The following is a 26895-nucleotide window of genomic DNA, read 5'->3' as shown; positions in this document are numbered from 1 at the left end:
TCCTCTTTATTTTCCTATAAAAGTATACCACAGTTATACAGAGTTTGTCAATTTTTTTGAGGTATTTAATTTATCCAGCTTTTTCTTCAATTTCTTTCAGCAGCCTCTTTTTAAATTCAGCTACACTGCTCTCACCTAAATCTCCTTCTCTTCTATCTCTTACAGATACAGTTTCATTTTCCTCTTCTCTTCCACCAACAATCAGCATATACGGAACCTGCTGTAATTGAGCCTCTCTAATCTTATAACCAACCTTTTCGGAACGGCTGTCAACTTCAACTCTAACTTTTTCTTTAAACAGCTCTTCCTTAACTTTATATGCATAATTAACCTGATCATCAGAAACAGGAATAATTTGCACCTGAATCGGAGCAAGCCAGGTTGGAAATGCTCCCGCATAATGTTCTATTAGAATTCCTATAAATCTTTCCAGACTTCCGTAAAGAGCTCTGTGTATCATAACAGGTCTGTGTTCTTCACCATCCTGTCCAATATATGTCAGATCAAACCTTTCCGGCATCTGGAAATCAAGCTGAATTGTTCCACACTGCCAGGTTCTTCCCAGACAGTCCTCAAGATGAAAATCTATTTTAGGCCCATAAAATGCTCCATCACCTTCATTTACTTCATATTCCAGTCCCTTTTTTTCTACAGCTTTTCTGAGCGCATCTGTTGCTTTATCCCAGAGTTCCTCAGACCCCATAGCTTTTTCTGGCTTTGTACTCAGTTCAACACTATATTTAAATCCAAATGCACCGTAAAGAATATCTACCAGATCTATTACACCTATTAATTCATCTTCAATTTGTGAAGGCAGACAGTAGATATGTGCATCATCCTGGGTAAAGCTTCTAACTCTCATCAGACCATGCAGGACACCGGACATTTCATGTCTGTGTACAAGTCCCAGCTCTCCCATTCTAATCGGCAGGTCACGATAGCTGTGCATACTATTTTTGTAGACTAAAAGTCCGCCCGGACAATTCATAGGCTTAACAGCATGTGTTTCTCCATCTATCTCGGTAAAGTACATATTATCTTTATAGTGATCCCAGTGACCTGAACGCTTCCAGAGGGATTGATTTAATATAATTGGAGTACTAATTTCTTTGTAGCCAGCTTTACGGTGCTCTTCTTTCCAGAAATTTATTAATTCATTTCTGATGGCCATACCTTTTGGATGGAAAAATGGAAAACCTCTTCCTTCATCCTGCAGGCTGAACAGATCCATTTCTTTACCTATTTTTCTGTGATCTCTCTTTTTGGCTTCTTCAATTCTTTCTAAATATTTCTGCAGATCTTTTTCTGATGCAAAGGCTGTACCATAAATTCTCTGCAGCATTTTATTGTTTTCATCACCACGCCAGTAAGCTCCGGCTGTATTTAGAAGTTTAAATGCTTTAACATAACCTGTAGAAGGAAGATGTGGTCCACGGCAGAGATCCACAAAATCCCCCTGCTGATAGAGGCTTATCATTTCATCATCTAGACCTTCAATAAGCTCTATTTTGTATTCTTCTCCTCTTTTTTTCATCAGTTCAATAGCTTCTTCTCTCGGCAGAAGTTTGCGTTCAACCTCTATATCCTCATCAATAATTTTCCTCATTTCCTCTTCTATCTTATCTAAAGATTCCTGATTAAATGTTTCCTCTAAATCAAAATCATAATAAAAACCATCTTCTATTGAAGGTCCTATAGCAACTTTGACATCATCATAAAGACGCTTCACGGCCTGTGCCATTACATGAGAGGCAGTGTGTCTAATTATATCAAGACATTCTTCACTGTCAACTGTAATAATTGAAAGTTCCACATCATTTTCGATTTTATAATCTGCATCAACTTTCTTACCATCAACTACTCCAGCAACTGCATCACGACCCAGCCGACTACCAATAGAATAAGCCACATCTTTTACGGTAATTCCAGAATCATATTCCTTTACCGAACCATCTGGAAGAGTTACTTTTACTTTCTCCATTATAATTCCCTCCTTAAAATTTCTCCGTTACGTCAAATCTAATAGTCTAATATCAGTATCTTAATTTTGTTAGAACATTAATTTTAAAAAGTTTATTCAAAAGAACAAAATGTCTTTCGGATTCTTTATTACAGTAAGATAAAGTTTTGTTGATGCCGGAAATTATGAATCCATAAATTTTATCCAAAATAAACCATCTGGTGTGATTCCCTAGACATTAAAAAATCCGTCCATCTCAATAAATAGAGACGACGGGTCGCGGTTCCACTCTAGTTGCCAGATCAACTGACCACTTTCAAATTTTTAACGAGTTATCCGAGCAGGAATACTTAATTCCTCCTGCCTACTCCAGGGTGGTTTTCAGTTAAGATAAATTCTATGTGCTTTCAGCCAAAGGCACAATTCTCTTTTAGAATTAGCAAAACTTACTCTTCCCTCTCAGCGTATTTAATAATATAAATTTTTTATAATTATATTATTTTATTTAGTAAATGTCAAGTGAAATTACTAAAAACCAGCAATAAAGAGTAAAAATTAATTGCAGAATTATATAAGCTAAAATCTTTAATCTTTTATTTCTATTTATGGGTTTTTATTACAATTAGTATTTCTCTTTTTTTGCTGTTAATTTGTTAAAACTATTTATTTTATTGTTGTTTTGTGGCAAACTCATATCAGAATCTCCTTTTTGGTTTTGGTATGGTTTTTTATCCTAAAAACATTTTACCACAAACCTTAAGGGAGATTCTATTTTTTTATTCAAAAAAATTTGAACTAGATTTACTGTTTAAAGGCTATCATAACGGGATTCGGTATTTTACTTGCGAATTCAAGTTAAATTTGTTAAGCAACTAAATCAAAATAATTAATAATTATCACTTCAGCAGCATTTTCTCTATAATTATCAATAATCTTTTCAATTTCTAAAGCAACTTTATGCTCTAAATAATATTCACCACATTGCTTACAAACTTTAGCAGGAACATTTTTAATAATAATAATAAAATTATCAAGATCCACAATATGATTTACATTTCCTTTTTCTAAATCACCTTTGCACATCAAGCATTTTTCCATATCGCTTCACCTCCGATTCTTAAAATCATCTTTCCAAATTTCTTCATCAGGATAATAAGTAGTAATCATCCATAAATTATCATTTCCTACAGCACAAACTATATGAATTGGGTTTTTCTCTTTATTATAGCCTAAAATAAGACAACTGGGATAAGGATAATCATCAGGATAATTTTCAATAATTTCTCCATTAATTTCTCCATTCTTTATTGAAAACATAATATCATTAATTTTTATTCTTCTTTTCTGCATTTTCTTTAAAATATGTTGACTCCAGTTGATCTTTTCAGATTCTAATAATTGAATTATTCTGTTCAAATCCATTTATATCAAACTCCAATTTGGAAATTTAATTCTTATATACATTATACCATCAGCAACCAATTTTATAAAGAAACCTTGTGTAAGATCAGAAATTTCGCAAATGATTTTTAAAAAATAAAAAAAGAGAATATATTACTTTAAACATTATTTTTCACCTTAAAACAACTTAAATAAGATACAGTACCCCCTTTCCCCCATTGGAATGGAAGGCTTTTAGCGTATTTGTTTTTCAGTTCTAATACCAGCTGTACAAATTCAGATATTATCCTGAAGAAGCTCCTGGATAATATAGCGGTTCATTTAAAAGGATAAGTCCCTTGTAAAATCTTCTTAAAAATGTCTTTTTAGTTCCTTTTTTGAAATCAAAAGTTCTTAAGTTTCTGTAGATATATAAATGAAATAAATTGTATGTTCTCATTTTTTCATAATATTTTGTTGATTTAACATCTTTATGCTCATATTTATGAGCATCCTTACCCAGCCTCTCACTTTCCATACTAAAAACATTACTGCCATCAATTGCAACTACTTTTAAACCATCTATTGTGTTTGCATTTAAAGATTTATTATATCTGGCTTTTTGGATAGTGTCTACTGCTATCTGTCTTAGATCATCCAGATCAGCATGTTTTAAGGCATAGGATATTGTATCTGCAGATGGCAGGTTTGTATTCTCAAAAAACTTATCAAAATCACCATCTTTAATTGCATCTTCCATAGTTTTAAAATTGTGTAATCCAGACATTAAAGAAAAAAGATTAACTAAAATTACAGTTGGTAGTTTAACTGAAGGATGAACTCTTTTATCTTTAATCTTCTCTAATTTTTGAATTAAATCGTAAACTCTGTTACAATATTTATAATATTCTTTATTTTGACACCACTGCTAAGAATACTGTCTGAACGGTATTTTCTTTATTTTTTAAAAATTCTTTGCGGAATCTTTGACTAAAAACGTCGTATTTTATTTTTGAACAGCAGTTACCAGCGGTCAGGTTCAAATTACCACGAATAAAAATACTTACTGAATTTCAAATTTGATGAACGGTTTGCATATATGATTAAATATTACTTCTATATATTGAAAGAATTCTTTTTGCTAATCTCTAAAATCTTAATTAAAATAATAGTTATGCTAAAATTTTATTTAAGATTAAGGCAAGACATTTTAATAAGCTCATATAACATTATTGTAATAATATTATAAATTTGGACTACATTATCTATTTGCCAAAACATCAGGCTACTAAAAAATTATATTATTAAATAAACAATTTAATAATAAATAATATAAAAGAAAATTCTGTAGATTATAGCATATCTAATAAACAAAAAAATCCACAGCATAGGACTTAACTAAAATCCTCTGCTCTGGATTAAATACAAAGCTCTTATTTAAATGGTGTGGATAAGTGGATTCGAACCACTGACTTCTACGATGTCAACGTAGCGCTCTGACCAGCTGAGCTATATCCACACGACAAGAAACTTGTCGTGTTTCATTTTAAAAAGGTGGTGCCGGGGGTCGGGCTCGAACCGACACGGGTAAAAATACCCACCGGATTTTAAGTCCGATGCGTCTGCCAATTCCGCCACCCCGGCAGATTAAACAGGCAATTTTTATTTCTTTTTTGGAGGCGGCAGACGGATTTGAACCGCCGAATAAAGGATTTGCAGTCCTCTGCCTTACCACTTGGCTATGCCGCCATAATGACCAAATGGAGCGGGAAACGAGATTTGAACTCGCGACCCTCACGTTGGCAACGTGATGCTCTACCACTGAGCTATTCCCGCAAAAAACATGGTGGTGAGAGACAGAATCGAACTGTCGACACGTGGATTTTCAATCCACTGCTCTACCGACTGAGCTATCTCACCAAAATGGCGGAGGAGACGGGATTTGAACCCGCGATCTCCGGCTTGACAGGCCGGCGCGTTAAACCGCTACGCTACACCTCCGAATGGTGGGCGAAACAGGGCTCGAACCTGTGACCCCCTGCTTGTAAGGCAGGTGCTCTCCCAGCTGAGCTATTCGCCCTTTTTCAGCTGCTTAATTAGCAGCCCTTTGTTGTGTCAGCAATAACTAGTATACACAATGATGCAGTCTAAGTCAAAAAAGGAAAAATGCCTTAAGAAAGAATAAAACTCTATTATATTAAAAATACTACAAAATACTTTGAAATTCAAGTCCAAATAATAAATTTTTATTTATTCTCCAGGTAAGTTAAAAATCATTTCCAGATCCTTATTTTTCTTCATATAATTATATATATCAGCCACAAGTGCTGGTCCCATATCTGTATCAACTGATTGATATGTATTTACTATCGCAGTATAAAAATCTTTTATATTAAAAAATAAATCACCATCTAATACCTTGGCAATTACCGCATCTATGACTTTCTTTTGCCTCATAAGTCTATCCCCATTATTACTGTCATAGTTATACCATCTTACATAATTCAAAGCTTCTTTACCAGATAACAAATTATTTCCTTTTTTTAAATTAAGTCCCAAATCTGGAATTCGGAGGGATTCTTCTAAATTAATTTTTATTCCACCCAGTTCATCAATTACTTTTTCGAAAGCTTTATAATCAATATAAACATGGTAATCTATTTTTTCTCCTCTAATTTCTTCTACAATATCGCCAAAATTATCACCATAATTTTGGCTTAATTTTTTGCCATTATATTTTATACTGCTTTTTAAAGGTTCAATAATTAATTTATTTTCTGACGGCCTCAAGCTTACAATCATAATAGAATCAGCTTCAACTGTACCTCTGGCAACACTTTCTTCATCATCCAGACCTACAAACAAAATATTTAAATTCTGTTCAAAATTTGAATCATTTAAACCTACCAGTTCTGGAAGATCTCCAGTCTTCAGATAATATCCAGCTGTTCCAGCAAATAATAAAAGAAGCGCTAATAAAATTACCCAGACCCATCTGTTTTTTGAATTTTTATTATTCGTTGCTTTATTACCATTATCTGCTTCCGTATTTTTTTTAGTTTCATTATTTAACTCAGCCACTCTAAAATACCTCCTCAGCCTTCGCTAAATTAAATATTCGCGATAATAATAACAAATTCCTGCATAAATAAATATTTTGTACTAATTTCTTAAAAATTATTGACAAAAATTGATTATATGGTATAATTTATAAATGTGACGCCGAGGTGGCGGAACTGGCAGACGCGCAGCGTTGAGGGCGCTGTGGGCTTTTGCCTGTGCGGGTTCGAGTCCCGCCCTCGGCACCATCTTTATTTAATAAATTAATTTACCCCCAAGTTTTCCCTGGTAATACAGGTTTCTTGGGGGTTTTTTGATTTATATATTTTTAGCTGAATTTATTCAATAAAATTAATTGTCAAGGATAAACTAACAGGAGTTTCCCCAAAATTTATTTTCAAGCTGCAAAAAGAGGGCTTTAGTCATCAACGAAATTTTTAGATTTATCTAAAACTCAATTCGGGTGTGAAATAGGGCACACTAATCAATGAGTCCTCCTGACTCATGATTAGCTCACTCCATCCTGTAGTTCAACCCTATTTCTTCCTTCATTTCGTTAAGATTCATTGACTAAAAATTTCAATATTCCTGCATCTCCCCTTTTTGCAGCAGTATATAAAAAATGGGGAAAGTCCAGTAAACTAATATTTTCAGTAACCTGCATCATTCAAGTTCCAATAAGCATCAGTTTTAATTAAATACTTATTTTCAGATACAACTTCAAAATTTATTTTAAAATCATCAGTATATATCAATATATTCAACTGCTTTCTATCAGCTTCATTTTCAACTGCAGTATCTGCCCTTCATTTATAAGAGCTCTAATTACTTCTTGACTATCATTATATACAATCTCAAAATTTATAATATCTCTAACTTTGTCTGTTTTATTTTTATCGATTACCTTTTTACTGATGAAGCTGTTACAAAATAACTTTCTCAAATATAATCAATTATCTCCATAAAATAATTGAATTTAGAAGAATTTTACATGGTAAACGAGAATATAAATTTTTATTATTCAATCTCTCTACCAGCTCATTTTAGTCTAATAGTATTCTTTAAATAATCTCTGCTTTCCTTAATCGTTACCGGCAAATCATTTTTTGCTGCAAATCCTTTAAATATTTTACTGCTGTTTGTTAAGCTATTTCCCAGATTTTCGACACCGGAACGAAAGAAATTTTTATTTTCTCTGACTGTTAATTCTCCAGTTTTATTGAGCAGTAAAAATTTTTCTCCCCATTCAGCAGCAAAATTGAGATCATGGGTAGCTATAATAATTGATTTACCATTAGCTGAAATTTGATTTAAGACATTTATAAAAAGCTGCTGGGTAGGAGGATCCAAAAATGCTAGAGGTTCATCAAATAAAATTAAATCAGGTTCTAAAATTAAAACTCCTGCTAAAGCCACTTTTCTTTTTTCTCCATAACTTAAGTTGTGTGGATTTCTCTCGAGAATATTTTTTATAGCAAGCAGTTCTATAACTCGATTAAATCGTTTTTTCTGTAAATATTCTGGAAAAGAAAATTGCTCTGGCCCAAACAATATATCATCTTGTACTGTAGAGGCAAAAATCTGGTCATCAGGATTTTGAAAGACATAAGAAATGGACTGTCTTAATTCATCCTCTTCATAGTAATTTAATAAATTATCTTTAAAATATATTTTTCCATTTTGAGGTTCATTAATTTTTAAAATATTGTGCATTAAAGTTGTTTTACCGGCACCATTAGGACCAAGTAATACAACTTTTTTATTTGGTAAAATTTCAAAAGATATATTTTTTAAAACATTTTTTTTACTTTCAGGATAACTGAAATTAAGATTTTCAACCTTCAAAATTGTTTTAAACGATTTTACCATTATTACCATCCTCTATCTAATAAAATGATCAAAGCTGAAATAAACAGCGTCAGAAATATTGGCTGCCAGCTGATAATTAATTTTTGTTTACTTTTTACAAAAGTTGCACTTTTTAGTCCTCTGAGCTGCATCGCTTTGTAAATGCGGTCACTTCTTTTTAGAGACCTATCTAAACTGCTGCCTATAATCTGAGCTAAAATTATATATTCCTTAATATTAAAAAATTTATTTTTGATTTCGGCTCCCCTCAATTTTCTAGCTCTTATTAATCTATTGATTTCTTCTTTTATAACTCTAAAATATCTTAGAATAAAAAAAATCGTTAAAATTATCAAATTTGGAAAATGCAGTTGGGCAAGCCCATCTTTTAAATCCTGCTCTGCAAAATCTTTAAAGATTAATACATTCCATAAGATTATATTTATTAATCTAGATACTAAAACCCAGTTTTTCTCACTTTGAAGCCAAACAAGTAAAGAAGCGGTTATTAAAAATGGTAAAAAAACTAAAAACAACTTCTTTAATTTTCCCAATAAATTCAGGTATATATCTACAAATAGAAAAAAAATGAACATAACTAAATGTAAAGAAATAGATTTTACAATTAAAATTGTAATAATACCGATTAAATAAACTATTAATTTACCTCCTGCTGTATTCTTCAAAATACGTTCTCCTTACCTATTATATTTAGTCATATTTAAAATTGATTAATTTTTAGATAGTATTTTCCCTATTTTTAATAATAATAAATATAGGATAATAGCTCCCAATAAACCGGCAGCTCCTCTACTTAATAGTTCATTATTGATTGGAAGTGAATAATCTTCAAAAATAGAAAAACTGTCCTGGGCTTTATTTATAAAATTTTTAGTCTCAGCCACTTTTTCCAGTCCATCCGGCAAAGAAGAACTTAAAATAGGATTTAAAAATGCCAAAAAAGCAATAAATGCTATTATGAGATAAATATATTTATTTACTTTAAGCATCCTTAACTCCTTCCTTTTGATATGCCAATTCAAATTGTGTTGAAACTGTTTTTTTGAGATAGGAAAGTACAAGCATTGTAATTATACCTTCCATTAAACCAATAATTGTGTGCCAGCCAACCATAGCTGCCAATATGAAGTTTAAATTAACTATATTAGAAAAAGATAATTCCAATGCTGTAAACACTGCTGAAATAACTGTCGCAGATAAACCAGTTATAACAATTCTTAATTTATCAGAAAAGTTAATCTTAGTTAAAAAGTTATAAATAAAATAACCAGCCCATACTTGAATTAAAGCCATATTTAAAACATTTGCTCCCAGAGCCAGAATCCCTCCATCCATAAAAAAAACAGACTGAATAACCAAAATTGAAGTTATAATTAAACTTGCTGACCAGGGACCTAAAACCAACATAGCCAGTACACCACCCATAAGATGCCCGGAAGTTCCAAATCCAATTGGAATATTAATCATTTGTGCTGCAAAAATAAAGGCTCCCAAAATTCCTAAAATAGGGATATTTTTTTCAGAAAAATTATTTTTTAATTTATTTATTCCATAACTTAAAGCTGCACCAGATAAAAGATATGTAGTTACACAGGTTTTTAAATCTAAAAAACCGTCAGGTATATGCATAAATTATCTTACCTCCTTTTTAGTAACACGAATTTTTTTTTCGTGTTATATATTATTTTTCCCTAAATCTTTTAAAAATCCTTCTTTAATTACAAATTGTTTTTATAAAAACAGAAAAAATGCCTTTCGGCACTATCTTAATTTAATAAGATAATTTATGCCCCAAGCTTTTCCTGTAATTCAGGTTTTTTGAATGATAAAAGGATATTTAATTGTTATTATTTATATTAAAAAATTTATTTAGCTTTTTGAAATAAAATCTTATTTTTATTTTCAGTATAATGAGATATCCTAAAAAAATAAAGTGAAATAAATAAATTGATAGAGGTTTTCCAAATTTATTTTTAAAATTAAAAAATGGGGAAAGTCCTTTTGTAAAATTGATATTGACATTTTAATTTTATATCTGTATAATATAATTAATGTGTGAGAAATATAACAATATATATTAAGAGGAGGAGATTTATCATGAAGAAAACCTTAGTCTTTTTAATGGTAGCATTTTTAATCTTGGGATTAGCTAGTTCAGCTATGGCTAAAAACTCAAATCTGGTGATTGTTGGTGATGGTGAAAACGCTGCTGAATTTTCAACAGACAGAACTACTTCTGATTATGTAAAAGAATTAATTACACTTGTTGATGCTGATAAAGCAGGCGACATTATTTATCCTGATGAAAATGAATACCGCTATCTTTTTGTTCCACTTTACAAAGATGGAGAACTTTTAGGTTATGGTACATGGGTTAATACAGTTATTTATCAGCACCCTGAAGACTTTATTGCAGTAGTTGCTCCGGATGCCAGCATCTTAAAGTGGAAACCACTTGATGCAAATGATCATCATCCAGAAATGAGAAAAGAAGAGTATATAAGCAGATATTATGGTATGACACTTGATTCTACTTTTAATCCTGAAACTGATGTAATTTCAGGTTCTACAATTTCATGTAATACTTTCTATTTTGAAATGAGAAATATTTTATTAACAGCTGCTGAACTTGGCCCTTTAGCTGGAGAATAAAGCAATAACATATATATTTAAAATCACCTCCTGGATTAATTTCTAGGGGGTTTTTCTTATTTCAGTCTACTTTTGAGCTGAAATTTGAGCTGAAATATGTGTTTTTAATATGTGATTTTTATAATTTTCTTTTAAATTTAAACTTTTGAGTTTTTTGTACTCACAAAAATAAACAAATATAAAAGGGATTTCTCCTTTTAAATAATTTAAAATTTGGTTATAAAACTTTTTAAGATAGTATTTATGATCATAAAATCGAGATAGAAGCCGTTTATACCTATTACCTCTGCCCTATTATTATAAACATAATCGAAAATTTAAAAAGTATATTATGTTCTAACAAAAAACTAATAGGTTTAATAACAAAACAAATTTAAGAAAGATGTATCATGCGCTTTGCAGAATTACTAATAAATTAAAGCATATTTTCAATTGAAAATATGCTTTAATTCTTTATTCGGTTCAATCATCTCTGGTAAAAGCTTTATCATACCTTTGCTATTCAATGGCTTTTTCTTTCCAACCACCTTTTTTAAACCAGATAACAGCAATAATTGAAGTGATAAAGTTGGAGAAAAACATTCCCCACCAGATACCATTTGTTCCCCATCCTAAATTTATGCTAAGATAATGAGCCAATGGCAGACGTATTCCCCAGAGAGCAATTATTGCCAGAACCATTGCAATAACAGTATTACCTGCCCCTCTAAAAGAACCACCAAGAATAAATCTAATTCCAAGAAAACCAAATGAAAAACCGACAATCCGTAAAAATGATGTTCCTATTTTAATCACTTCAGGATTTGAATTAAATATAGAAATCACTGCTTTTGGAAATAAATTAAATAAAAAGGCCAGCAGTGTTAATAAGAACAATATAATTCCTGTACTAACCCAGGCACTTTTTTCAGCCCTGTCAGATTGTTCTGCTCCTAAATTCTGTCCAACCATTGTTGTAGTTGCAGTTGCAAAACCTCTAGTAGGAAGCATAACTACCGACAAAATACGAGAACCTATCCCATATGCTGCAACTGCTATTGTGCCAAATTGAGAAACTATACTCATTAAAAGTGTCATACCCAGAGCCACAATAGACTGTTCTCCCGCAGAAGGTAAACCCAAAATTAAGATCTTTTTAATTTCCTTAAAATCTGGCTTAAGTGAGTCCAAGGAAAGAACTAAACCTTTTTTACCTGTAAATAAAATATAGATACCAATAACTCCAGCAACTGCTCTGGAAAAAACTGTAGCAATAGCCGCTCCTCTAACACCTAAATTTGGAATAAATCCGACTCCAAAAATTAGAAATGGATCCAAAATTATATTCAATATTGCAGAAAAAATAACCATTTTCATTGGTGTTTTGGTATCACCATAACCTCTAAGCAGAGCAGAAAATATAAAAAATGAAAACATAAATGGCAGTCCTGCAAAAATAATTGTTAGGTATGAAGATGCATCAGGTAATATCCCGGCGGGAGCCCCCATCAAATGCAAAATATTCTTGTTGAATAAAACTCCAATTGCAGCCAAAACAAGCGAAAGAGTCATTACAAAAACAAAAATCTGGCCTGTAATTTTATTAGCCATTTTCTGGTTATCAGACCCCATATACTGAGCTACCAGCGTAGTACCAGCGACAGTAATACCTCCACCTATGGATATCATAAGAAAAACAAGAGGAAAACCAACAGAAAGTGCTGCAACTGAGTCAGCTCCCAGCTTTCCCAACCAGAATGTATCAGCAAGATTATATACAACCTGCATAGTATTACCAATCATAACCGGCCAGGCCAGTTTAAAAAGAGTACTGGCTATTGGACCATTTATTATATGCTCTCTATTTCCCAATTTTGGGCTATTTATTATTTCTTCGTCCTCAAAATCTAGAGTTTCGTTATCAGCTATACTCATCCATATCATCTCCTTTTTTCAACAAACTTTCAAGATTATTACAAACAGAACTAATAGATTCAATTACTTTATCCTGTTCTTGCAAATCCAGATCATTTAAAGCCTTCTCCAGAAAGCTTTGACGTACATAGAGCATTTTACAGAGAAGTTTATCTCCACTCTCTGTTAATTCCAGCAATACTACTCTTCTGTCTTCAGGACTCCTATAGCGTTTTACAAATTTTTCATCAACTAATTTATCCACTATAACAGTAAGAGTACTATTTGCCATATACATTTTTTCATGTAAAAAACTCATGTTAACCGGCTGGTTTTTCTTTATGTTCCAGAGAACCATAAAACGCGGCATTGTTAATCCGTTCTTCTTTAAATTTCTTTTAGTAAACTGCACTAAATATTTATGAATATCCCGGACGAGTTTATCAATATCCCTGGTTTCTTTGTTTAAATTCATTATTTTTTGATTTGAATCCATCAAAAATCACTCCTCATAGTTATTATCATTAATATTTCGTGACTATAAATATTATAAAACAAAAATATACTAATTGTCAAATTGTTACGCCAAAATATTATCCTATATTATTTATAAGCCCCACTTAAATTCGATACATAGTTTAGACATTTTTTCTAGTTTTCGTAGTATTTATGACTTTTATAATTTAAATTGGAATGCATTCTCATCTATTGTAATAAGCTTCAATATAATGAAAATTATCCTGTTCTGCTTGACTTCTATTTTTATACTTTCCTGTAAAAGGTAGAATGAAAATTGTATTTGACATTGTCTCTAACCTGGGTTATACTAAATAGGCTGGACATTAAAAATATATGTAGACTTGTCCAGAGACAACTAGGAGGAATTTATTTAATGATTTATAGTGGTAAAGTAAAATGGTTTAATGACCAAAAGGGTTTTGGTTTTATTGAGAGAGAATCTGGCGATGATGTATTTGTTCACTTCTCTGCTATCAATAGTGATGGTTTTAAGAGTTTAGAAGAAGGTCAGGAAGTAGAATTTGAAGTAGTAGAAGGTGACCGAGGTCCACAGGCTGAGAATGTTGTTGCAGTATAAGATTATTTAAATCTTTTATATATAGCAGCTGTTCCCTGACTATATTTCTTTAGTCGGGGATTTTTATTTGTAATAAAAAAAGGAAGTGAAAATAGATTTGCAAAAAATTAAATTTGAAGAATTAAATGTATCAAAAGATATATTAAAAGCAGTAAATGACATGGGATTTGAAGAAACAACACCGATTCAGACAAACTCTATTCCCAAAATTTTAGACGGTAAAGATATTATTGGGCAGGCACAGACAGGTACAGGGAAAACAGCAGCTTTTGGTATTCCTCTTCTGGATGAAGTTGATACAAATAACAAAAATCCACAGGCGATTATACTCTGCCCAACAAGAGAACTTGCAATTCAGGTTGCAGAAGAACTAAAAAGACTGGCAAAATATAAGAGAAATCTTCATACCCTGCCGGTTTATGGAGGGCAGTCAATTAAAAGACAGATTAAAGCACTCAAAAAAGGTGTTCAGGTAGTTATAGGAACTCCAGGCAGAGTAATGGATCATATCCGCCGCGGTACTTTAAAGCTTTCCAGCATAGATTATGTTGTTTTAGATGAAGCAGATGTAATGCTGGATATGGGATTTGTAGACGATATTGAGACAATACTGAAAGATATTCCAGAAAACAGACAGACACTCTTCTTTTCTGCTACAATTCCAAGAGCTATTAGGAACCTCAGCAAAAGATATCAAAAAAACTCAGAATTTGTTAAAGTAGCACATGAGAGGCTGACAGTTCCAGGAATTGAACAGAATTATTATGATGTAAGAAGAGGTAACAAATTAAAAGTACTAACAAGACTGCTGGATTATCACACTCCCAATCTTTCTATAGTATTCTGTAATACCAGAAAAATGGTCGATGAGCTGAATATTCAGCTGCAGGCCAGAGGATATTTATCCGATTCCATCCACGGTGGTTTAAATCAGAACCAGCGCGACAGAGTCATGGAAAAATTTCGCACCGGTATTATAGAAATCTTAGTTGCCACAGATGTTGCAGCAAGAGGTATAGATGTTGATGATGTAGAAGCAGTATTTAATTATGATGTTCCTCAGGATACAGATTATTATGTACACAGAATAGGCAGAACCGGGAGAGCTGGGAAAACCGGCCAGGCATTTACATTTATAGTTGGCAAAGATATTTACAAGTTGAGAGATATTCAAAAATATACAAAAACCAAGGTAAAACGCCAGCCGATTCCTACTGTGGATGATGTAGAAGAAGCAAAATTTGAGCAGTTTATAGATGAATTATCTGATTATATGGCAAAAGAACGTCTGGGAAGATATATAAAAATAATCGAAGATCTGCTTGATGATGATTATACTGCTATAGAAATTGCAGCAGCACTGATGAAAAAATCACTGGATACAGAGGATGAGGATGTAGTTGAAATAAAAGATTTTGGTGATACAGGTGCAGAGCCAGGCATGGTACGATTATTTGTTAATGTTGGCAAAAAAGATAGAGTATCTCCCCGCCACATAGTTGGAGCAATTGCTGGAGAAACCGGACTATCAGGCAGCCTCATTGGAGCTATCGATGTTTTCGAAAACTTCACCTTTGTAGAAGTACCAAAAGAAAGCGGCCAGGATGTTCTGCAGATAATGAAGGATAATTATATAAAAGGCAAAAAAATCAATATAGAACCTGCAAAGCCCAGATAATTCGGTATAAAATTAATTTGAAATACTAAGAATTAGTAAAAATAGGACCGGACAGATATCCTGGTATTATATAATGTTGATAGATAAGAAAAAAACTTTATATTGATATAATAGTAAAATCCCCTTCTGGTGGAAGATGAAAAATATGTCCTCCTTAAAAGGGGATTTTTTAGCTATTTATTTAAAATTTTAATTTGATATAAAGTGAGATGAATTTTTGTGGGAGAGGTCACTGCAGATTAAATAACTTCATTATATTTTCATCAGTGTTGAACAGACCAGATTATTTAAGAAGCTTTTTATAAACCTTTTCCGCTTCTTTTCCCATATTCATAATAGAATATTTCTGTGCCATCTTTAGGGCGTTTTCTGATGTTTTCGCTAATAATTCATCATCTTTCATTAACTTAATAACTTTTTCGGCCCAGCTCTTTACATCCTCTTCTGTTTTATAACCGTTATATCCATTTTTAATTACATCATCTGTTCCACTTGATCTAACTGCAACCACAGGCGTTTTACCTGCCATGGCTTCCAGCAGAACCATACCCTGAGTTTCACTGGTTGAAGCAAATACAAATAAATCTGAAGCCAGATAATATCTGCTTATTTCCTCAAAATCGATGCTGCCCAGCAGTTCAACATTATTTTCTAAGTTGTTTTCCTTAATATAATCCTGAAGATTATCTCGTTCCGGTCCATCTCCCAGCACAATTAGTTTAAAATTTAAATCAGAATTTTTCTTAACATACTTAATTCCATCCAGCAGAAAATATAGATTTTTTTCTTTAGAAAGACGGGCAACAGTAATGAGCAGTATCTCTTCATCTGCCAGCTTACTGCGCAGCTTGGAAATTGAACCTTCATCTATGCTGTAATTATCAAAATCCACTCCTGTCGGTATAACTTTAATAAATCGTTTAACACCAATAGCCCTCAGATATTCTTGTGTAGAATCTGTAGGGGCAAATACAGCATTGGCCCTGTTAGAAAAATGTCTGATCATAAGATGGGCAAACCTATTTGCAAAAAGCCTGCGCAAAAATAGAAATCCAGGTATATAGTGAGCATATTTTTCCAGCCTTGTATGATAGGTGAAAACTACCGGCACATTATATTTGTGTCCTAAGGACATTCCTTTTGAGCCAAGCCAGAAAGGGTGATGACAGTGAACAATATCAAAATCATTTTTATAAAATTCATTTTCTATCTTTCTGGAAAAAATATTAGTTATAGGAATATCCATTCCATCCTGTTTATAATAATATAGTAAGCTGCAGCGTATAATATTTTCTTTCTCTCTGTCATAATCCGGATATTGAGGCGCAAATATCTTAACCTCATGTCCAAGATTGCGCAGAGATCTGGACAGCCTTTCTATAGAAATAGGGACACCACCTATTACCGGAAAATAATTGTTGGTGAACATAGCAATTTTTAGTTTTCTGTCCTCATCTACCTCTTCCGAATAGGAAAAGTTGCGGTAATAGTCAATTTCTCTTGTCATTTCTCTATAAATTATATAACCTACCATAAAAATTATCAGTGCGGCAATTATAATATTAATATAGTTTGTGTAAATAAAAGATTGAACCGCAACCCAGATATTGACAGCTATTTTTGCAATTATCCCGGGATTGTTTTCAAGTTTTTTTACCTCGATATCAACACCAGCCTGGTCAACCTCAACTTCTATATAATGATAAAAGCTGCTGTCATTTTCTAATATCAGTTCTCCTCCTGCACCACCGGTTATAATATAGCTGACACCATTGATATTCTTTCTGGAAAAAACATCAGCATTTGACGAAAAAACTGCATCCACATTATATTCTGAAAATAATGACTGGTAAAACTCTCGTTTAGAATCAGGTTCAATAAACTTTTCTTTATCATCAAGCAGTGATTCGGTCTCCACTTTAAAAGGAGCTTTATTCATTATTACAAAAATATTTTCAAAAGAAACAGCTGTTTTAAGCTCATCTTCCAGCCATGACTGCTGCCAGTTGTCCGGAGTATGACCGGTTGTATCCAGAAAAATAAAATAGGAATCAGCAGCAGCAAAAGAAAAATAAAATGGGCCAAAATACTTATAAAAGTTCTTAAATCCTTCATCTCCAATTTCTTTTTGCCCAACTCCAGTCACAAATGGTATATTCATTTTCTGCAGTGTGCGGTAAAAAACCCTGTATTTACCTTCATTACCATCCCGCACATTATTACCAGTGGAGATTATAAAATCTGCTGAATTGGATTTCAAAACCGGTAGTATTCTTTTATCAAAAATACTGATAGAGTTTTCTATATTTCCCACAACAGCAAAAGAAAACTTTTTATCTTTTATATTTTCTTTAATCTGGTTTATATTCTGCAAATTAACAGCATTAAAATTTTCAATTGTCATTGGTGCATAGATACTGTGTGTAAATAAAATTAGTAAAATAAAAACTGTAATTAAAAATACGACTTTTTTGCTATTCATTGCTGTCCTCTCCTCTGGTCATTAAAAATAAAAATACCAGTATACCTATAAATATTCCTACATATTTTGTTAAAAATCGCCAGGCAAACAGTAGTGGGAAAATATCCTGTTTTGATACAAAACTGCTAAAAAAGAAAGAATAACCACCTTCTGCCACACCTGCTGCACCAGGAGTAGGAGCAAAGTACATAAAAAATACAACAACAAGCTGCAGAAAAATAACAGACAAATAATTTATCTGATATCCCATTCCAATTAAAAGCAGTACAGAAAAGGAAAACTCAGCCAGCAAAAATAAAATTGTAAAAAGCACAGAAAGAAAGATATGTACTTTATTCCCCTTCAAAAAAAAACTCAATCTTTCTCCAAACAGATTAATATTTTCCAGCATATATCTCAGCCCTGAATCATATTTATCGGCAGAAATAATATTTTTTTCTTTAAGAAAATTGAGGGCTCTATATACAACTTTTTTAAGAAATCTGTTTTTAAAAATAATTATATAAAAAACCAAAAAATAAAGAATTATAAAGATAAATAAATACACAAAAATGGGTATGCCACTAAAAGATGCCAAAAGTTTCTGGTTGTTTAGAAGTATAGGTGGAGCTGCTGTAAAAATAATTGTAGTAGCCAGGGCAGTCCGGATAGTAGTTGCTGCTGTAGCACTGCCTAAAGGAATTCCTTTGCGGTGAAGAAAATATACCTGAGCCACCCCACCACCGGTAGCAAGAGGTGTAATATTGGAAACAAACAAATTTATAAATACAAGCTTTAAAATATGAAGGAATTCAATTTCTATCTGCAGTGTTTTTAATATAAAAAATAGGCGCAGCCCATCCAGTACAAAATAAAGCATCAGCAGTACAAATAATGAACTTATTACTGGAAGAGGAAATTCTAAAAAGATCTTGAATTCAGATTCTTTTCCAAGCAGATTATAAATATAATACAGTGTCAGTGCAGATATAATTAAAAAAAGTACAAAATAAAACATATATTTTCTTAAACTTATTTTTTTTCCCTGGTTGTTTTTATTTTCCATAACTGCCTCCACCCTGGCTGAGAGATAATTGTTTAAAATAATTATAATATAACTGAGCTTAAAAGTAAATTTCAGCTTTTATAATTCATTAAAAAGATTTACCATCTCAATCAGTGATACAGCTGCATCAAAGCCCTTATTACCTGACTTTGTACCGGCCCGAGAAATGGCCTGCTCAATTGTATCTGTTGTTAAAACCCCAAATATAACCGGTTTTCCTGCATCCAGTCCCACCTTTGCAACTCCTTTTGCCACTTCAGAAGAAATATAATCAAAGTGTGGTGTTTCACCTCTAATAACTGCACCAAGAGCTATAACTCCATCATATTTGCTGCCTGAAGCCATTTTTTGAGCAGTTAATGGAATTTCAAAAGACCCAGGCACCCAGGCAATCTCTATATTATCATCCTCAACCCCGTGTCTTTTAAGTCCATCAAGAGCCCCATCCAAAAGTTTACTGGATATAAATTCATTAAAACGCCCTACTACTATACCAACTTTAATACCTTTACCTGTCAGCTTTCCTTCATAAATTTTTGTCATTATTCTTTTCCTCCTTTATTAAAATTTAAAATATGACCCATTTTTTCTTTTTTTACCTTAAGATAAAATTCATTTTCTTCATTTGGATCTACTTCCAGTGGAATTCTATCTGTAACTTTAAGTCCATAACCTTCCAAACCAATAATCTTTTTGGGATTATTGGTCAGCAGTCTGATAGAGCTGAGGCCAAGATCAGCCAGTATTTGAGCACCAATACCATAATCTCTGAGATCAGGGTCAAAACCGAGTGCTACATTTGCTTCAACTGTATCCATCCCTTTATCCTGAAGTGCATATGCCTTTATCTTATTAACCAGCCCAATACCACGTCCTTCCTGCCTCATATAAAGAAAAACTCCGCTTTTTTCTTTATTGATAATTGATAGGGCTGCAGCCAGCTGCTCTCCACAGTCACATCGCAGTGAACCAAATGTATCACCTGTAAGACATTCAGAATGAACTCTAACAAGAACATTCTCTTTATTTTGGACATCACCTTTAACTAATGCAATATGCTCTCTGCTGTCAATTTCACTCCTGTAAATCTTTATATCAAATTCTCCATATTTTGTTGGCAGTACAGCTTCAGCCGCTTTTTTTATCAGTTTATCTTTTCTTTTTCTGTATTTAATAAGATCTTTTATAGTGACTATTTTTAAATCATATTTTTCCGCAAATTTTTCTAAATACGGCATTCGTGCCATCTGACCATCTTCTTTAATAATCTCACAAATTACACCGGCCGGATAAAGACCTGCCATTTTTGCCAGATCCACAGCAGCTTCTGTATGTCCGGCCCTCCTTAAAACCCCACCTCTTTTTGCAATAAGAGGGAATACATGCCCAGGCCTATTAAAATCAGTCTTTTTAGCCTCTTCATCAATAAGCCTGCTGATAGTCAAAGCCCTTTCTTCAGCAGAAATCCCAGTTGTAGTATCTTTGTGATCAACAGAAACTGTAAATGCTGTTCTATGTGGATCAGTATTCTTACTAACCATAAGGGGAAGATCCAGCTCTTTTAATCTCTCTTCCTGCATTGGTGTACAGACAAGACCTCTACCTTCCTTTATCATAAAATTAATATTTTCTGTTGTTACTTTTTCAGCTGCCATAAAAAGGTCACCTTCGTTTTCTCGATCTTCATCATCAACAACAATAATCATCTTCCCACTTCTAATATCCTGTAAAGCTTCTTCAATTTTATTCATAATAGCTCCTTTCTGATTTATATAATTAAGAAAAAATAATTGATGAATTTGAAATGATATAACAAGGAGTTTACTCAAAATTATTTTTAGAATTACAAAAAAGATTCCGTCATAAATGAAATTTTTTATATTTTACTTGAAAATACAGCCTAATTAAACCACTAATCAACCAAAACTATTAATACTCTAATAAAAACCATTTTTCTTTAAAAAGTCAGCTGTTATACTACTATTATTACTGCCGCTTTTAACCTGATTCCTATCTTTTCCCAGCAATTTTAGAACATATTTCCCCAAAATATCAGCTTCAATATTAATCCTGTCTCCCCGCTTTATATATTTAAAATTGGTTGAACTCCATGTTTCCGGTATCAGAGATATTGTTAATATATTTTCTTTAATATCCATAACTGTCAGACTTACTCCATTTAAAGCTGCAGAACCTTTTTTTACTATATACTGAGTTAAATTATCACTGCAGACCAGCTGAAGCAGGTGAGCATTTTTTTCTCTTTTGATATCTCTCAAAACTGCAGTACCGTCAACATGTCCTGTAACAAAATGGCCGCCCACAAAATCATTCATTCTAAGTGACTGCTCCAGGTTAATTATAGAAGAACTTTTTAGATCAGATAGATTGGTAGAATTTAAAGTTTCCGGCATTACATCTGCCGTAAAAGAGCTGCTGTCGAAATCTACGACAGTAAGGCAGACTCCATTAACGGCAATACTGTCTCCTTTTTTAATATCTATCAGCACTTTATCTGCTGATATTTTCAGCTGATATTTAGTAGCACCCTCAATTCTGTTCTGCAGCTTTCCTGTTTCCTGAACAATTCCTGTAAACACAACCATCACCTCACTTTTTTATCTATTAAGTTAAAGTTAAACTATCTATACTCGTTAAAATACTTTATTAATTATCTGTCTTAATATTATCTATTACCAAATTCAGCCGAAAAAGTCTCGCTCTTTTTAAAATGTGGATAGGGAATCAAATTTCTTCCGCAATTAAAAAAATATTATCATCCAGCATTTTCTGTTCAATTATATGAAGTTCTTTTGCATCTTTCATCAGCTCCGGGCCAGCCCCCGAAAAAGCAGCAGTCCCATCACTTCCGAGCAGAAGTTTAGGAGCAATAAAATAATAATATTTATCTACCAGTCCTGCCTTTGCAAAAGAATAACTTACCCTGGCCCCTCCTTCTACAAGCAGACTGGATATTTTTCGTTTATGCAGTTTTTTTAACAGTTTTTTAACAGGTATATTCCCTTCTCTATTAAGTTCTACTTCCATCATCTCTACATTTTCTTTTTGAGATAATATGTTTTTTTTATCTCTATCAGCCTCTCTACCACATACTATCAGTGTTCCAGCGTCAGATTCCTGATTTAATATCTTTAGATCAGCAGAAATTCTCAGTTTAGAATCCAAAACAATTCGCAGGGAGTCTCTGCCGGGACTATCTTCCAGTCTTGTGGTGAGAGATGGATTATCCTTTAGAACTGTACCAATACCAACCAGTACAGCATCAACCTTATGGCGGAGTTTATGTCCTTCAAGTCTTGCTTTTTTGTTTGTTATCCATTTAGAATCGCCACTTCTGGCTGCAGTAAATCCATCCAGAGTCTGGGCTTTTTTGAGATATACATAGGGCAGATCAGAAGTAATATATTTTAAAAAAATTTCATTTAATTTTTCAGCCTCCTTTTTTAGAAGACCAACTTCAACTTCTATACCAGCTTCTTTGAGCATTTCAATACCTCCTCCAGCAACTTCAGGATTGGGATCTTCCAGCGCTATAACGGCCCTTCTTATATCGGAATCTATAATTTTTAGAGCACATGGTGGTGTTTTCCCATAATGGCTGCAGGGTTCTAATGTTACATATATAGTCCCTCCTGCTGCTTTTTCGCCAGCTGCATTGAGAGCATAAACCTCTGCATGTGGACCTCCATAATATTTATGATACCCCTCTCCAACTATAATTCCATTATTCACAACAACTGCACCAACAACAGGATTGGGGCTGGTAAAACCCTCACCTTTTACAGCTAACTCCAGTGCCCTCTGCATATATTTTCTATCCTCTTTTTCCATTAACACACCTCCAATTAAAAAATCCTTCCATTTCTGGAAGGGTATGAAGTCATCACTGCCGAAAAACACCTTAAATATCATCTCTGCAGATTAAATTTATAATGCAGATGCAGAACAAATTTAGGTAATTTCTCATCAGAAACACCTAACTCCCTTCCAGACTGTACTGTCGGTACTGGAATTACACCAGATCAACCCCAAAGGCTTGTGGACTTTACCACCGGTAGGGAATTTCACCCATCCTCGTTAGTTAATATTCAATTTTTCTGAATTTATTCTATCAGTTCTGTATCTATTTGTAAAGGTTTATTGTAAAAAAAACATCCTGCTATACTTTTTCAACAGCAGTAGCTTTACCGCTGGCTTACTTTTTATTTTTAGGCACAGCAGTTTTTTCATCAGATATAAATGTTCTGCCATATCCGGTAAAAATAGTAAATAATAATACTGCCAGCATTACCCACGGATAAACACGGATAAAATTGAAGTGTATTTAATTTTTATATTTAAAGACAGTCGATAAATCGCTTAATTATAGAATCATTCTCTCTGCTCTTAAAAAAAGCAAGATAAAATTTTCTGCCGCTCTGCATATCAGCAACATCTTTTTCTACAACAGGTCTGCAGCCTGCTGCTTTGGAAGATGCCAGCTGTGAAACAAAAGATATACCCAGTCCTGCCTGAACTGCAGATAAAACAGATTCAGTACTGCCCAGCTGACCGACTATATTGAAGTCATTTAAATTTAATGATAATCTTTTAAATCCAGCCTCCATTGCTTTTCTCGTACCTGATCCTTTTTCCCTTATAATCATTTTTTCGTTCTGCAGATCTTTTAGAGAAATATTATCCTTAAAGACCAGCTCATGATCAGCAGGAAGAATCAGCTTCAGCCTGTCATCAGCTGCCTCAAGAATTTTAAACTTACTATTTTCCGGCCTATATCCAACCACAGCAAGGTCAACTTTGTTTTCCTCCAGCATTTCTATGGATTTAGCGCTGTCACTTACAGCAACTTCTACCATTAGATCGGGAATATAATTTAAAAGACAGGATAAAATATCGGGGATCATATATTCAGATGGAATTGTACTGGAAGCTATATGCAGCTCTTTAACTTCTTTCCCCCTGTTCATCTCAACCTTCTGCAGTAGATCATCCCAGGTCTGTAAAATCTTTTTTCCCTCACTGTAAATGATCTTTCCAACAGGAGTCAGCTTTAACTCTCCCTGTTCTTTCTCCACCAGCTTATCTTTAAATTTTTCTTCAAGAGATTTAATCTGCATACTGACTGCAGGCTGAGTTAAATTCAACTTCTCTGCTGTGAGCGAATAGCTGCCTAAATCTATTAAGTTAACAAATATTTTTAACGTATTTAGCTTCATAGTATTCACCTGTATTTCTAAGTTTTTTATTTACTGCTAATATTAACATGACATAATTTTAACTCTCTGTTATTAAATACTACACACGTTGAGCTTAATATGGTATACTAAAAGTAAATTTATCAGATAATAATTTTAACTAACCATAAATTTAAAAACATACTAAAGACTGGAGCCTGATCAATATGAATTTTGAATATGATATTAAAAAAATTTTAAGACTTGCAGAAGAAAAAGAATCAGAGAATAGAGAATTTTTAATCTTTCTCCAAAATTATGACCACAAAAAAGTAGATAAAATAGTCCACAGACTGGGTAAAAAATATCTCCGAGAATACGACTGCCTAAAATGCGGAAACTGCTGCCACAGCCTCATTCCCAGTCTGTCCCATGCAAAAATACTTGCAATTTCTCATGAATTTAATATAAGTGTAGAGAAGTTCAAAAAAAAATATATCGAAAAAGAAATACCGGGAGGTTATGTCCTCAAAGGTGACAGCTGTCCCTTTATGCAGGAAGATAATAAATGTACCATATATCAAATCAGGCCTGAAGCATGCAGTTCATTTCCTCACCTGTACAAAGATAATATTAACCATAGACTGATAGAACTTTTAGATAACAGTTTGATATGTCCAATTGTATATTATGTACTGGAAGAACTTAAAGAAGAACTTCTGAACTGATAAAACCAGCGGAAAACATCCTGAATTTTTTTATCCCAGTATTCCCACTCATGACCGGCTTTTTCTTCTTCAAAAGTCAGATCCACACCTTTTTCTTCACAGATTTTTTTGAATGTTAAATTATCCTGATAAAGAAAATCTTCTGTACCACAGCACAAATAAAGCCGGGGTAATTTTTCTACATCCTGAACTTCAGATAAAAGGTAAAGCAGATCATTACTGCTGCCTTTCAATTTTTCTAGAACACCAAAAATCCTCCTGAATTCTGCCATTCTTTTTTCATCATCAGAAAAATCCATTATTCTTCTTGCCAGATCAACAGCACCTGAAAGGCTGGCTGCAGCTGCAAATTTATCCGGCAGTCTCAAAGCAAGTTTAACTGCTCCATATCCCCCCATAGAAAGGCCAGCCACATAATTATCTTCTTTTTTATCTGAAATAGGAAAATAATTTTCTGCTATTTTCGGAAGTTCTTCACTAACATATGTCCAGTAATTATATCCATTTTTCATATCTGTATAAAAACTTCTCTGAACATCAGGCATTACAAGTGCATAACCCCATTTTTGAACATATCTTTCCACTGAAGTATATCTCTGCCATCCTGTATGATTATCAGACAACCCATGCAGGAGATATATAACCGGAATCTTTCCGTTTTTATCTTTAAAATCTTCAATATCATCTGGCAGTATTACATTTATCTGTGTAGATACCTTAAGCACTTCTGAAAAAAAATCACACTGTATGTATGCCAATTTAGATCACCCTTTTTTCTGCAGAAATTTTTTTATCTTATCTGTTGCATCAAGCAGTGGACTGATGGAATCATCATAATTCACTTTATCGATCAATGTTGCAATCAGCTGTGACATATCTACTTCCTGAAACCAGTCTGCCTGTTTAAATTTTTCGGGAATATAAGTCAAATTGGTGGAAAACAACTTTTTGATAATTCCTTTTTTGTAGTATTCATCCATTTTATCTATCCCCTCAGTAAAAAGGGCAAAAGAAACAGCCACATAGATATTTTCTGCATCTTTTTGCTTCAACTCTCTGGCTATATCAAATACTGATTCTCCAGAAGCAATCATATCATCCACTATAAGAACATCTTTGCCTGCAACTTTTGAACCCATATATTCATGCTGTATAATTGGGTTTTTCCCATTAACAATTTTTTTGTAATCTCTTCTTTTATAGAAAAGGCCGACATCCAGTCCCAGAACACTTGCATAGTAGATAGCTCTATCCATTGCTCCTGTGTCCGGACTTATTACCAGCAGTTTGGACTTATCAACCTGCAGTTCATTTTGTGTTTCGACCATGGATTTTATAATCTGATATGTAGAATGCAGGCTTTCAAAACCGATCAGAGGAATAGCATTTTGTACTCTGGTTTCATGTGCATCAAAAGTAAAAATATTTTCTACACCCAGGTTTTCTAATTCCTGCAGAGCCATTGCACAGTCCAGTGATTCCCTGGAATTTCTCTTGTCCTGCCTTCCTTCATAAAGCATCGGCATAATTACAGAAATTCTACGTGCCTTACCTGCGATGGCAGAAATCATCCTTTTAATATCCTGAAAATGATCATCAGGGCTCATTCTATTTTCTGTACCGAACATATTATATTTGATGCTGTAATTACCCACATCGGCAATTATAAAAATATCCTTACCTCTGATTGTCTCATTTAAGATTCCTTTTGCTTCTCCATTGGAAAATCGTATGATTTGACCCTCCTCGGGGCAAGCCCACGAGGATTCCTGCTTCTTAGAAGTGGTAACCCACCATCTCCACAGGCTTAAAATCCTGTTAGCCCAACAGTATATCCTCTAACTTGCCTTTTGTATT

24 protein-coding genes, 8 tRNA genes, 1 pseudogene, 1 riboswitch and 1 other annotated feature are annotated in these 26895 nt (G+C 33.2%); of the genes and pseudogenes, 5 read left to right on the top strand and 28 right to left on the bottom strand.

The features are described from left to right. Window positions 1–70: 70 nt before the first annotated feature. The 12 genes from thrS to DER71_RS04655 all read right to left on the bottom strand — a co-directional run bounded on the left by thrS (window position 71) and on the right by DER71_RS04655 (window position 6421). On the bottom strand, window positions 71–1981 hold the full coding sequence (gene thrS / locus DER71_RS04710; protein ID WP_114474362.1) for a threonine--tRNA ligase: 1911 nt from the start codon (window positions 1979–1981) through the stop codon (window positions 71–73). Between the two features lie 241 nt (window positions 1982–2222). Next, window positions 2223–2432, bottom strand: a binding site (T-box leader). A 392-nt stretch (window positions 2433–2824) separates the two neighbouring features. Continuing rightward, window positions 2825–3058: a type II toxin-antitoxin system MqsA family antitoxin gene (locus tag DER71_RS04705; protein WP_114457232.1), complete on the bottom strand. Its 234-nt coding sequence runs from the start codon at window positions 3056–3058 to the stop codon at window positions 2825–2827. 6 nt (window positions 3059–3064) lie between these two features. Next, on the bottom strand, window positions 3065–3382 hold the full coding sequence (locus DER71_RS04700) for a DUF4258 domain-containing protein (RefSeq protein WP_114457231.1): 318 nt from the start codon (window positions 3380–3382) through the stop codon (window positions 3065–3067). A gap of 262 nt (window positions 3383–3644) precedes the next feature. After that, window positions 3645–4100 carry a hypothetical protein gene (locus DER71_RS04695; protein WP_114457230.1) on the bottom strand — a complete coding sequence of 152 codons (456 nt, stop codon included), beginning with the start codon at window positions 4098–4100 and terminating at the stop codon, window positions 3645–3647. A gap of 682 nt (window positions 4101–4782) precedes the next feature. Continuing rightward, a tRNA-Val gene (locus DER71_RS04690) sits at window positions 4783–4859 on the bottom strand. A gap of 36 nt (window positions 4860–4895) precedes the next feature. Further along, window positions 4896–4984, bottom strand: a tRNA-Leu gene (locus DER71_RS04685). Window positions 4985–5014: 30 nt separating this feature from the next. Beyond that, a tRNA-Cys gene (locus DER71_RS04680) sits at window positions 5015–5089 on the bottom strand. A gap of 12 nt (window positions 5090–5101) precedes the next feature. After that, window positions 5102–5176 (bottom strand) — tRNA-Gly (locus DER71_RS04675). Between the two features lie 8 nt (window positions 5177–5184). After that, window positions 5185–5260, bottom strand: a tRNA-Phe gene (locus tag DER71_RS04670). A gap of 4 nt (window positions 5261–5264) precedes the next feature. Continuing rightward, window positions 5265–5341 (bottom strand) — tRNA-Asp (locus tag DER71_RS04665). A gap of 3 nt (window positions 5342–5344) precedes the next feature. Next, a tRNA-Val gene (locus DER71_RS04660) sits at window positions 5345–5420 on the bottom strand. Window positions 5421–5590: 170 nt separating this feature from the next. Continuing rightward, on the bottom strand, window positions 5591–6421 hold the full coding sequence (locus DER71_RS04655) for an LCP family protein (RefSeq protein WP_114457229.1): 831 nt from the start codon (window positions 6419–6421) through the stop codon (window positions 5591–5593). A 140-nt stretch (window positions 6422–6561) separates the two neighbouring features. Between DER71_RS04655 and DER71_RS04650 the strand changes: the two genes are divergently transcribed. Further along, window positions 6562–6648, top strand: a tRNA-Leu gene (locus DER71_RS04650). 512 nt (window positions 6649–7160) lie between these two features. On the opposite strand, the gene DER71_RS04645 is transcribed toward DER71_RS04650, so the two are convergent. The 5 genes from DER71_RS04645 to DER71_RS04625 all read right to left on the bottom strand — a co-directional run bounded on the left by DER71_RS04645 (window position 7161) and on the right by DER71_RS04625 (window position 9898). Next, window positions 7161–7343: a hypothetical protein gene (locus DER71_RS04645; protein WP_114457228.1), complete on the bottom strand. Its 183-nt coding sequence runs from the start codon at window positions 7341–7343 to the stop codon at window positions 7161–7163. 95 nt (window positions 7344–7438) lie between these two features. Continuing rightward, window positions 7439–8269 (bottom strand): energy-coupling factor ABC transporter ATP-binding protein, encoded by an 831-nt coding sequence (locus DER71_RS04640; protein ID WP_158531695.1) that lies wholly within the window; start codon window positions 8267–8269, stop codon window positions 7439–7441. Between the two features lie 2 nt (window positions 8270–8271). Further along, the gene (locus tag DER71_RS04635) at window positions 8272–8934 is read right to left on the bottom strand and encodes an energy-coupling factor transporter transmembrane protein EcfT (protein WP_158531694.1); all 663 of its coding nucleotides are present in this window, start codon (window positions 8932–8934) and stop codon (window positions 8272–8274) included. Window positions 8935–8979: 45 nt separating this feature from the next. After that, window positions 8980–9258, bottom strand: a complete 279-nt coding sequence (locus DER71_RS04630) for a PDGLE domain-containing protein (protein WP_114457225.1) — start codon at window positions 9256–9258, stop codon at window positions 8980–8982. Beyond that, window positions 9251–9898, bottom strand: a complete 648-nt coding sequence (locus DER71_RS04625) for an energy-coupling factor ABC transporter permease (RefSeq protein WP_114457224.1) — start codon at window positions 9896–9898, stop codon at window positions 9251–9253. Before DER71_RS04625 ends, DER71_RS04630 begins: the two co-directional genes overlap by 8 nt. A 468-nt stretch (window positions 9899–10366) precedes the next feature. On the opposite strand from DER71_RS04625, the gene DER71_RS04620 reads away from it, so the two are divergent. Continuing rightward, window positions 10367–10921: a hypothetical protein gene (locus DER71_RS04620; RefSeq protein ID WP_114457223.1), complete on the top strand. Its 555-nt coding sequence runs from the start codon at window positions 10367–10369 to the stop codon at window positions 10919–10921. Window positions 10922–11419: 498 nt separating this feature from the next. Here the strand turns inward: DER71_RS04620 and DER71_RS04615 are convergent, their stop codons facing one another. Both DER71_RS04615 and DER71_RS04610 read right to left on the bottom strand, forming a co-directional pair. Beyond that, window positions 11420–12835, bottom strand: a complete 1416-nt coding sequence (locus DER71_RS04615) for an MATE family efflux transporter (protein WP_114457222.1) — start codon at window positions 12833–12835, stop codon at window positions 11420–11422. After that, window positions 12822–13310 carry a MarR family winged helix-turn-helix transcriptional regulator gene (locus DER71_RS04610; protein ID WP_233486945.1) on the bottom strand — a complete coding sequence of 163 codons (489 nt, stop codon included), beginning with the start codon at window positions 13308–13310 and terminating at the stop codon, window positions 12822–12824. Before DER71_RS04610 ends, DER71_RS04615 begins: the two co-directional genes overlap by 14 nt. 399 nt (window positions 13311–13709) lie before the next feature. On the opposite strand from DER71_RS04610, the gene DER71_RS04605 reads away from it, so the two are divergent. Further along, entirely contained in the window at window positions 13710–13910 is a 201-nt protein-coding gene (locus tag DER71_RS04605) for a cold-shock protein (protein WP_199505536.1), read from the top strand. A 97-nt stretch (window positions 13911–14007) separates the two neighbouring features. Continuing rightward, the gene (locus tag DER71_RS04600; RefSeq protein ID WP_114457220.1) at window positions 14008–15588 is read left to right on the top strand and encodes a DEAD/DEAH box helicase; all 1581 of its coding nucleotides are present in this window, start codon (window positions 14008–14010) and stop codon (window positions 15586–15588) included. 283 nt (window positions 15589–15871) lie between these two features. Here DER71_RS04600 and DER71_RS04595 read toward each other — a convergent pair whose 3' ends face one another. The 7 genes from DER71_RS04595 to DER71_RS04565 form a co-directional block, all read right to left on the bottom strand. Beyond that, window positions 15872–18070: a glycosyltransferase gene (locus DER71_RS04595; protein ID WP_114457219.1), complete on the bottom strand. Its 2199-nt coding sequence runs from the start codon at window positions 18068–18070 to the stop codon at window positions 15872–15874. Further along, window positions 18063–19115 carry a lysylphosphatidylglycerol synthase transmembrane domain-containing protein gene (locus DER71_RS04590; protein WP_114457218.1) on the bottom strand — a complete coding sequence of 351 codons (1053 nt, stop codon included), beginning with the start codon at window positions 19113–19115 and terminating at the stop codon, window positions 18063–18065. Before DER71_RS04590 ends, DER71_RS04595 begins: the two co-directional genes overlap by 8 nt. A gap of 78 nt (window positions 19116–19193) precedes the next feature. After that, window positions 19194–19658, bottom strand: a complete 465-nt coding sequence (ribE, locus tag DER71_RS04585) for a 6,7-dimethyl-8-ribityllumazine synthase (protein ID WP_114457217.1) — start codon at window positions 19656–19658, stop codon at window positions 19194–19196. Next, the gene (locus DER71_RS04580; protein WP_114457216.1) at window positions 19658–20866 is read right to left on the bottom strand and encodes a bifunctional 3,4-dihydroxy-2-butanone-4-phosphate synthase/GTP cyclohydrolase II; all 1209 of its coding nucleotides are present in this window, start codon (window positions 20864–20866) and stop codon (window positions 19658–19660) included. Before DER71_RS04580 ends, ribE (DER71_RS04585) begins: the two co-directional genes overlap by 1 nt. 186 nt (window positions 20867–21052) lie before the next feature. Further along, a complete protein-coding gene (ribE, locus tag DER71_RS04575; protein ID WP_233486944.1) occupies window positions 21053–21721 on the bottom strand; it encodes a riboflavin synthase in 669 nt (222 codons plus the stop codon). Between the two features lie 139 nt (window positions 21722–21860). After that, complete coding sequence (ribD, locus tag DER71_RS04570; protein ID WP_114457214.1) at window positions 21861–22967, bottom strand: bifunctional diaminohydroxyphosphoribosylaminopyrimidine deaminase/5-amino-6-(5-phosphoribosylamino)uracil reductase RibD; 1107 nt, start codon at window positions 22965–22967, stop codon at window positions 21861–21863. A 140-nt stretch (window positions 22968–23107) separates the two neighbouring features. Further along, window positions 23108–23222, bottom strand: a riboswitch (FMN riboswitch). Between the two features lie 251 nt (window positions 23223–23473). Beyond that, window positions 23474–24352 (bottom strand): selenium metabolism-associated LysR family transcriptional regulator, encoded by an 879-nt coding sequence (locus tag DER71_RS04565; RefSeq protein WP_114457213.1) that lies wholly within the window; start codon window positions 24350–24352, stop codon window positions 23474–23476. 185 nt (window positions 24353–24537) lie between these two features. On the opposite strand from DER71_RS04565, the gene DER71_RS04560 reads away from it, so the two are divergent. Beyond that, on the top strand, window positions 24538–25038 hold the full coding sequence (locus DER71_RS04560; protein WP_114457212.1) for a YkgJ family cysteine cluster protein: 501 nt from the start codon (window positions 24538–24540) through the stop codon (window positions 25036–25038). Here DER71_RS04560 and DER71_RS04555 read toward each other — a convergent pair. Beyond that, window positions 24999–25796: an alpha/beta hydrolase family protein gene (locus DER71_RS04555; protein ID WP_114457211.1), complete on the bottom strand. Its 798-nt coding sequence runs from the start codon at window positions 25794–25796 to the stop codon at window positions 24999–25001. The two genes, DER71_RS04560 and DER71_RS04555, sit on opposite strands and share 40 nt — an antisense overlap. Window positions 25797–25802: 6 nt before the next feature. After that, window positions 25803–26774: pseudogene (locus DER71_RS04550) on the bottom strand (ribose-phosphate pyrophosphokinase); the annotation flags it as partial. Window positions 26775–26895 lie beyond the last annotated feature (121 nt).

The sequence above is a fragment of the Halanaerobium sp. DL-01 genome (assembly GCF_003338615.1).
Taxonomy (GTDB): domain Bacteria; phylum Bacillota; class Halanaerobiia; order Halanaerobiales; family Halanaerobiaceae; genus QPJE01.
Note: the sequence above shows the minus strand (reverse complement) of the source record. Positions and strands in the feature narration are given on the sequence as shown.

Coding starts and splice junctions, on each gene's coding strand:
- thrS (WP_114474362.1), bottom strand. CDS start 1,981: ATGGAGAAAGTAAAAGTAACTCTTCCAGATGGTTCGGTAAAGGAATAT.
- DER71_RS04705 (WP_114457232.1), bottom strand. CDS start 3,058: ATGGAAAAATGCTTGATGTGCAAAGGTGATTTAGAAAAAGGAAATGTA.
- DER71_RS04700 (WP_114457231.1), bottom strand. CDS start 3,382: ATGGATTTGAACAGAATAATTCAATTATTAGAATCTGAAAAGATCAAC.
- DER71_RS04695 (WP_114457230.1), bottom strand. CDS start 4,100: ATGGAAGATGCAATTAAAGATGGTGATTTTGATAAGTTTTTTGAGAAT.
- DER71_RS04640 (WP_158531695.1), bottom strand. CDS start 8,269: ATGGTAAAATCGTTTAAAACAATTTTGAAGGTTGAAAATCTTAATTTC.
- DER71_RS04630 (WP_114457225.1), bottom strand. CDS start 9,258: ATGCTTAAAGTAAATAAATATATTTATCTCATAATAGCATTTATTGCT.
- DER71_RS04625 (WP_114457224.1), bottom strand. CDS start 9,898: ATGCATATACCTGACGGTTTTTTAGATTTAAAAACCTGTGTAACTACA.
- DER71_RS04620 (WP_114457223.1), top strand. CDS start 10,367: ATGAAGAAAACCTTAGTCTTTTTAATGGTAGCATTTTTAATCTTGGGA.
- DER71_RS04615 (WP_114457222.1), bottom strand. CDS start 12,835: ATGAGTATAGCTGATAACGAAACTCTAGATTTTGAGGACGAAGAAATA.
- DER71_RS04610 (WP_233486945.1), bottom strand. CDS start 13,310: ATGGATTCAAATCAAAAAATAATGAATTTAAACAAAGAAACCAGGGAT.
- DER71_RS04595 (WP_114457219.1), bottom strand. CDS start 18,070: ATGAATAGCAAAAAAGTCGTATTTTTAATTACAGTTTTTATTTTACTA.
- DER71_RS04590 (WP_114457218.1), bottom strand. CDS start 19,115: ATGGAAAATAAAAACAACCAGGGAAAAAAAATAAGTTTAAGAAAATAT.
- ribE (WP_114457217.1), bottom strand. CDS start 19,658: ATGACAAAAATTTATGAAGGAAAGCTGACAGGTAAAGGTATTAAAGTT.
- DER71_RS04580 (WP_114457216.1), bottom strand. CDS start 20,866: ATGAATAAAATTGAAGAAGCTTTACAGGATATTAGAAGTGGGAAGATG.
- ribE (WP_233486944.1), bottom strand. CDS start 21,721: ATGGTTGTGTTTACAGGAATTGTTCAGGAAACAGGAAAGCTGCAGAAC.
- ribD (WP_114457214.1), bottom strand. CDS start 22,967: ATGGAAAAAGAGGATAGAAAATATATGCAGAGGGCACTGGAGTTAGCT.
- DER71_RS04565 (WP_114457213.1), bottom strand. CDS start 24,352: ATGAAGCTAAATACGTTAAAAATATTTGTTAACTTAATAGATTTAGGC.
- DER71_RS04560 (WP_114457212.1), top strand. CDS start 24,538: ATGAATTTTGAATATGATATTAAAAAAATTTTAAGACTTGCAGAAGAA.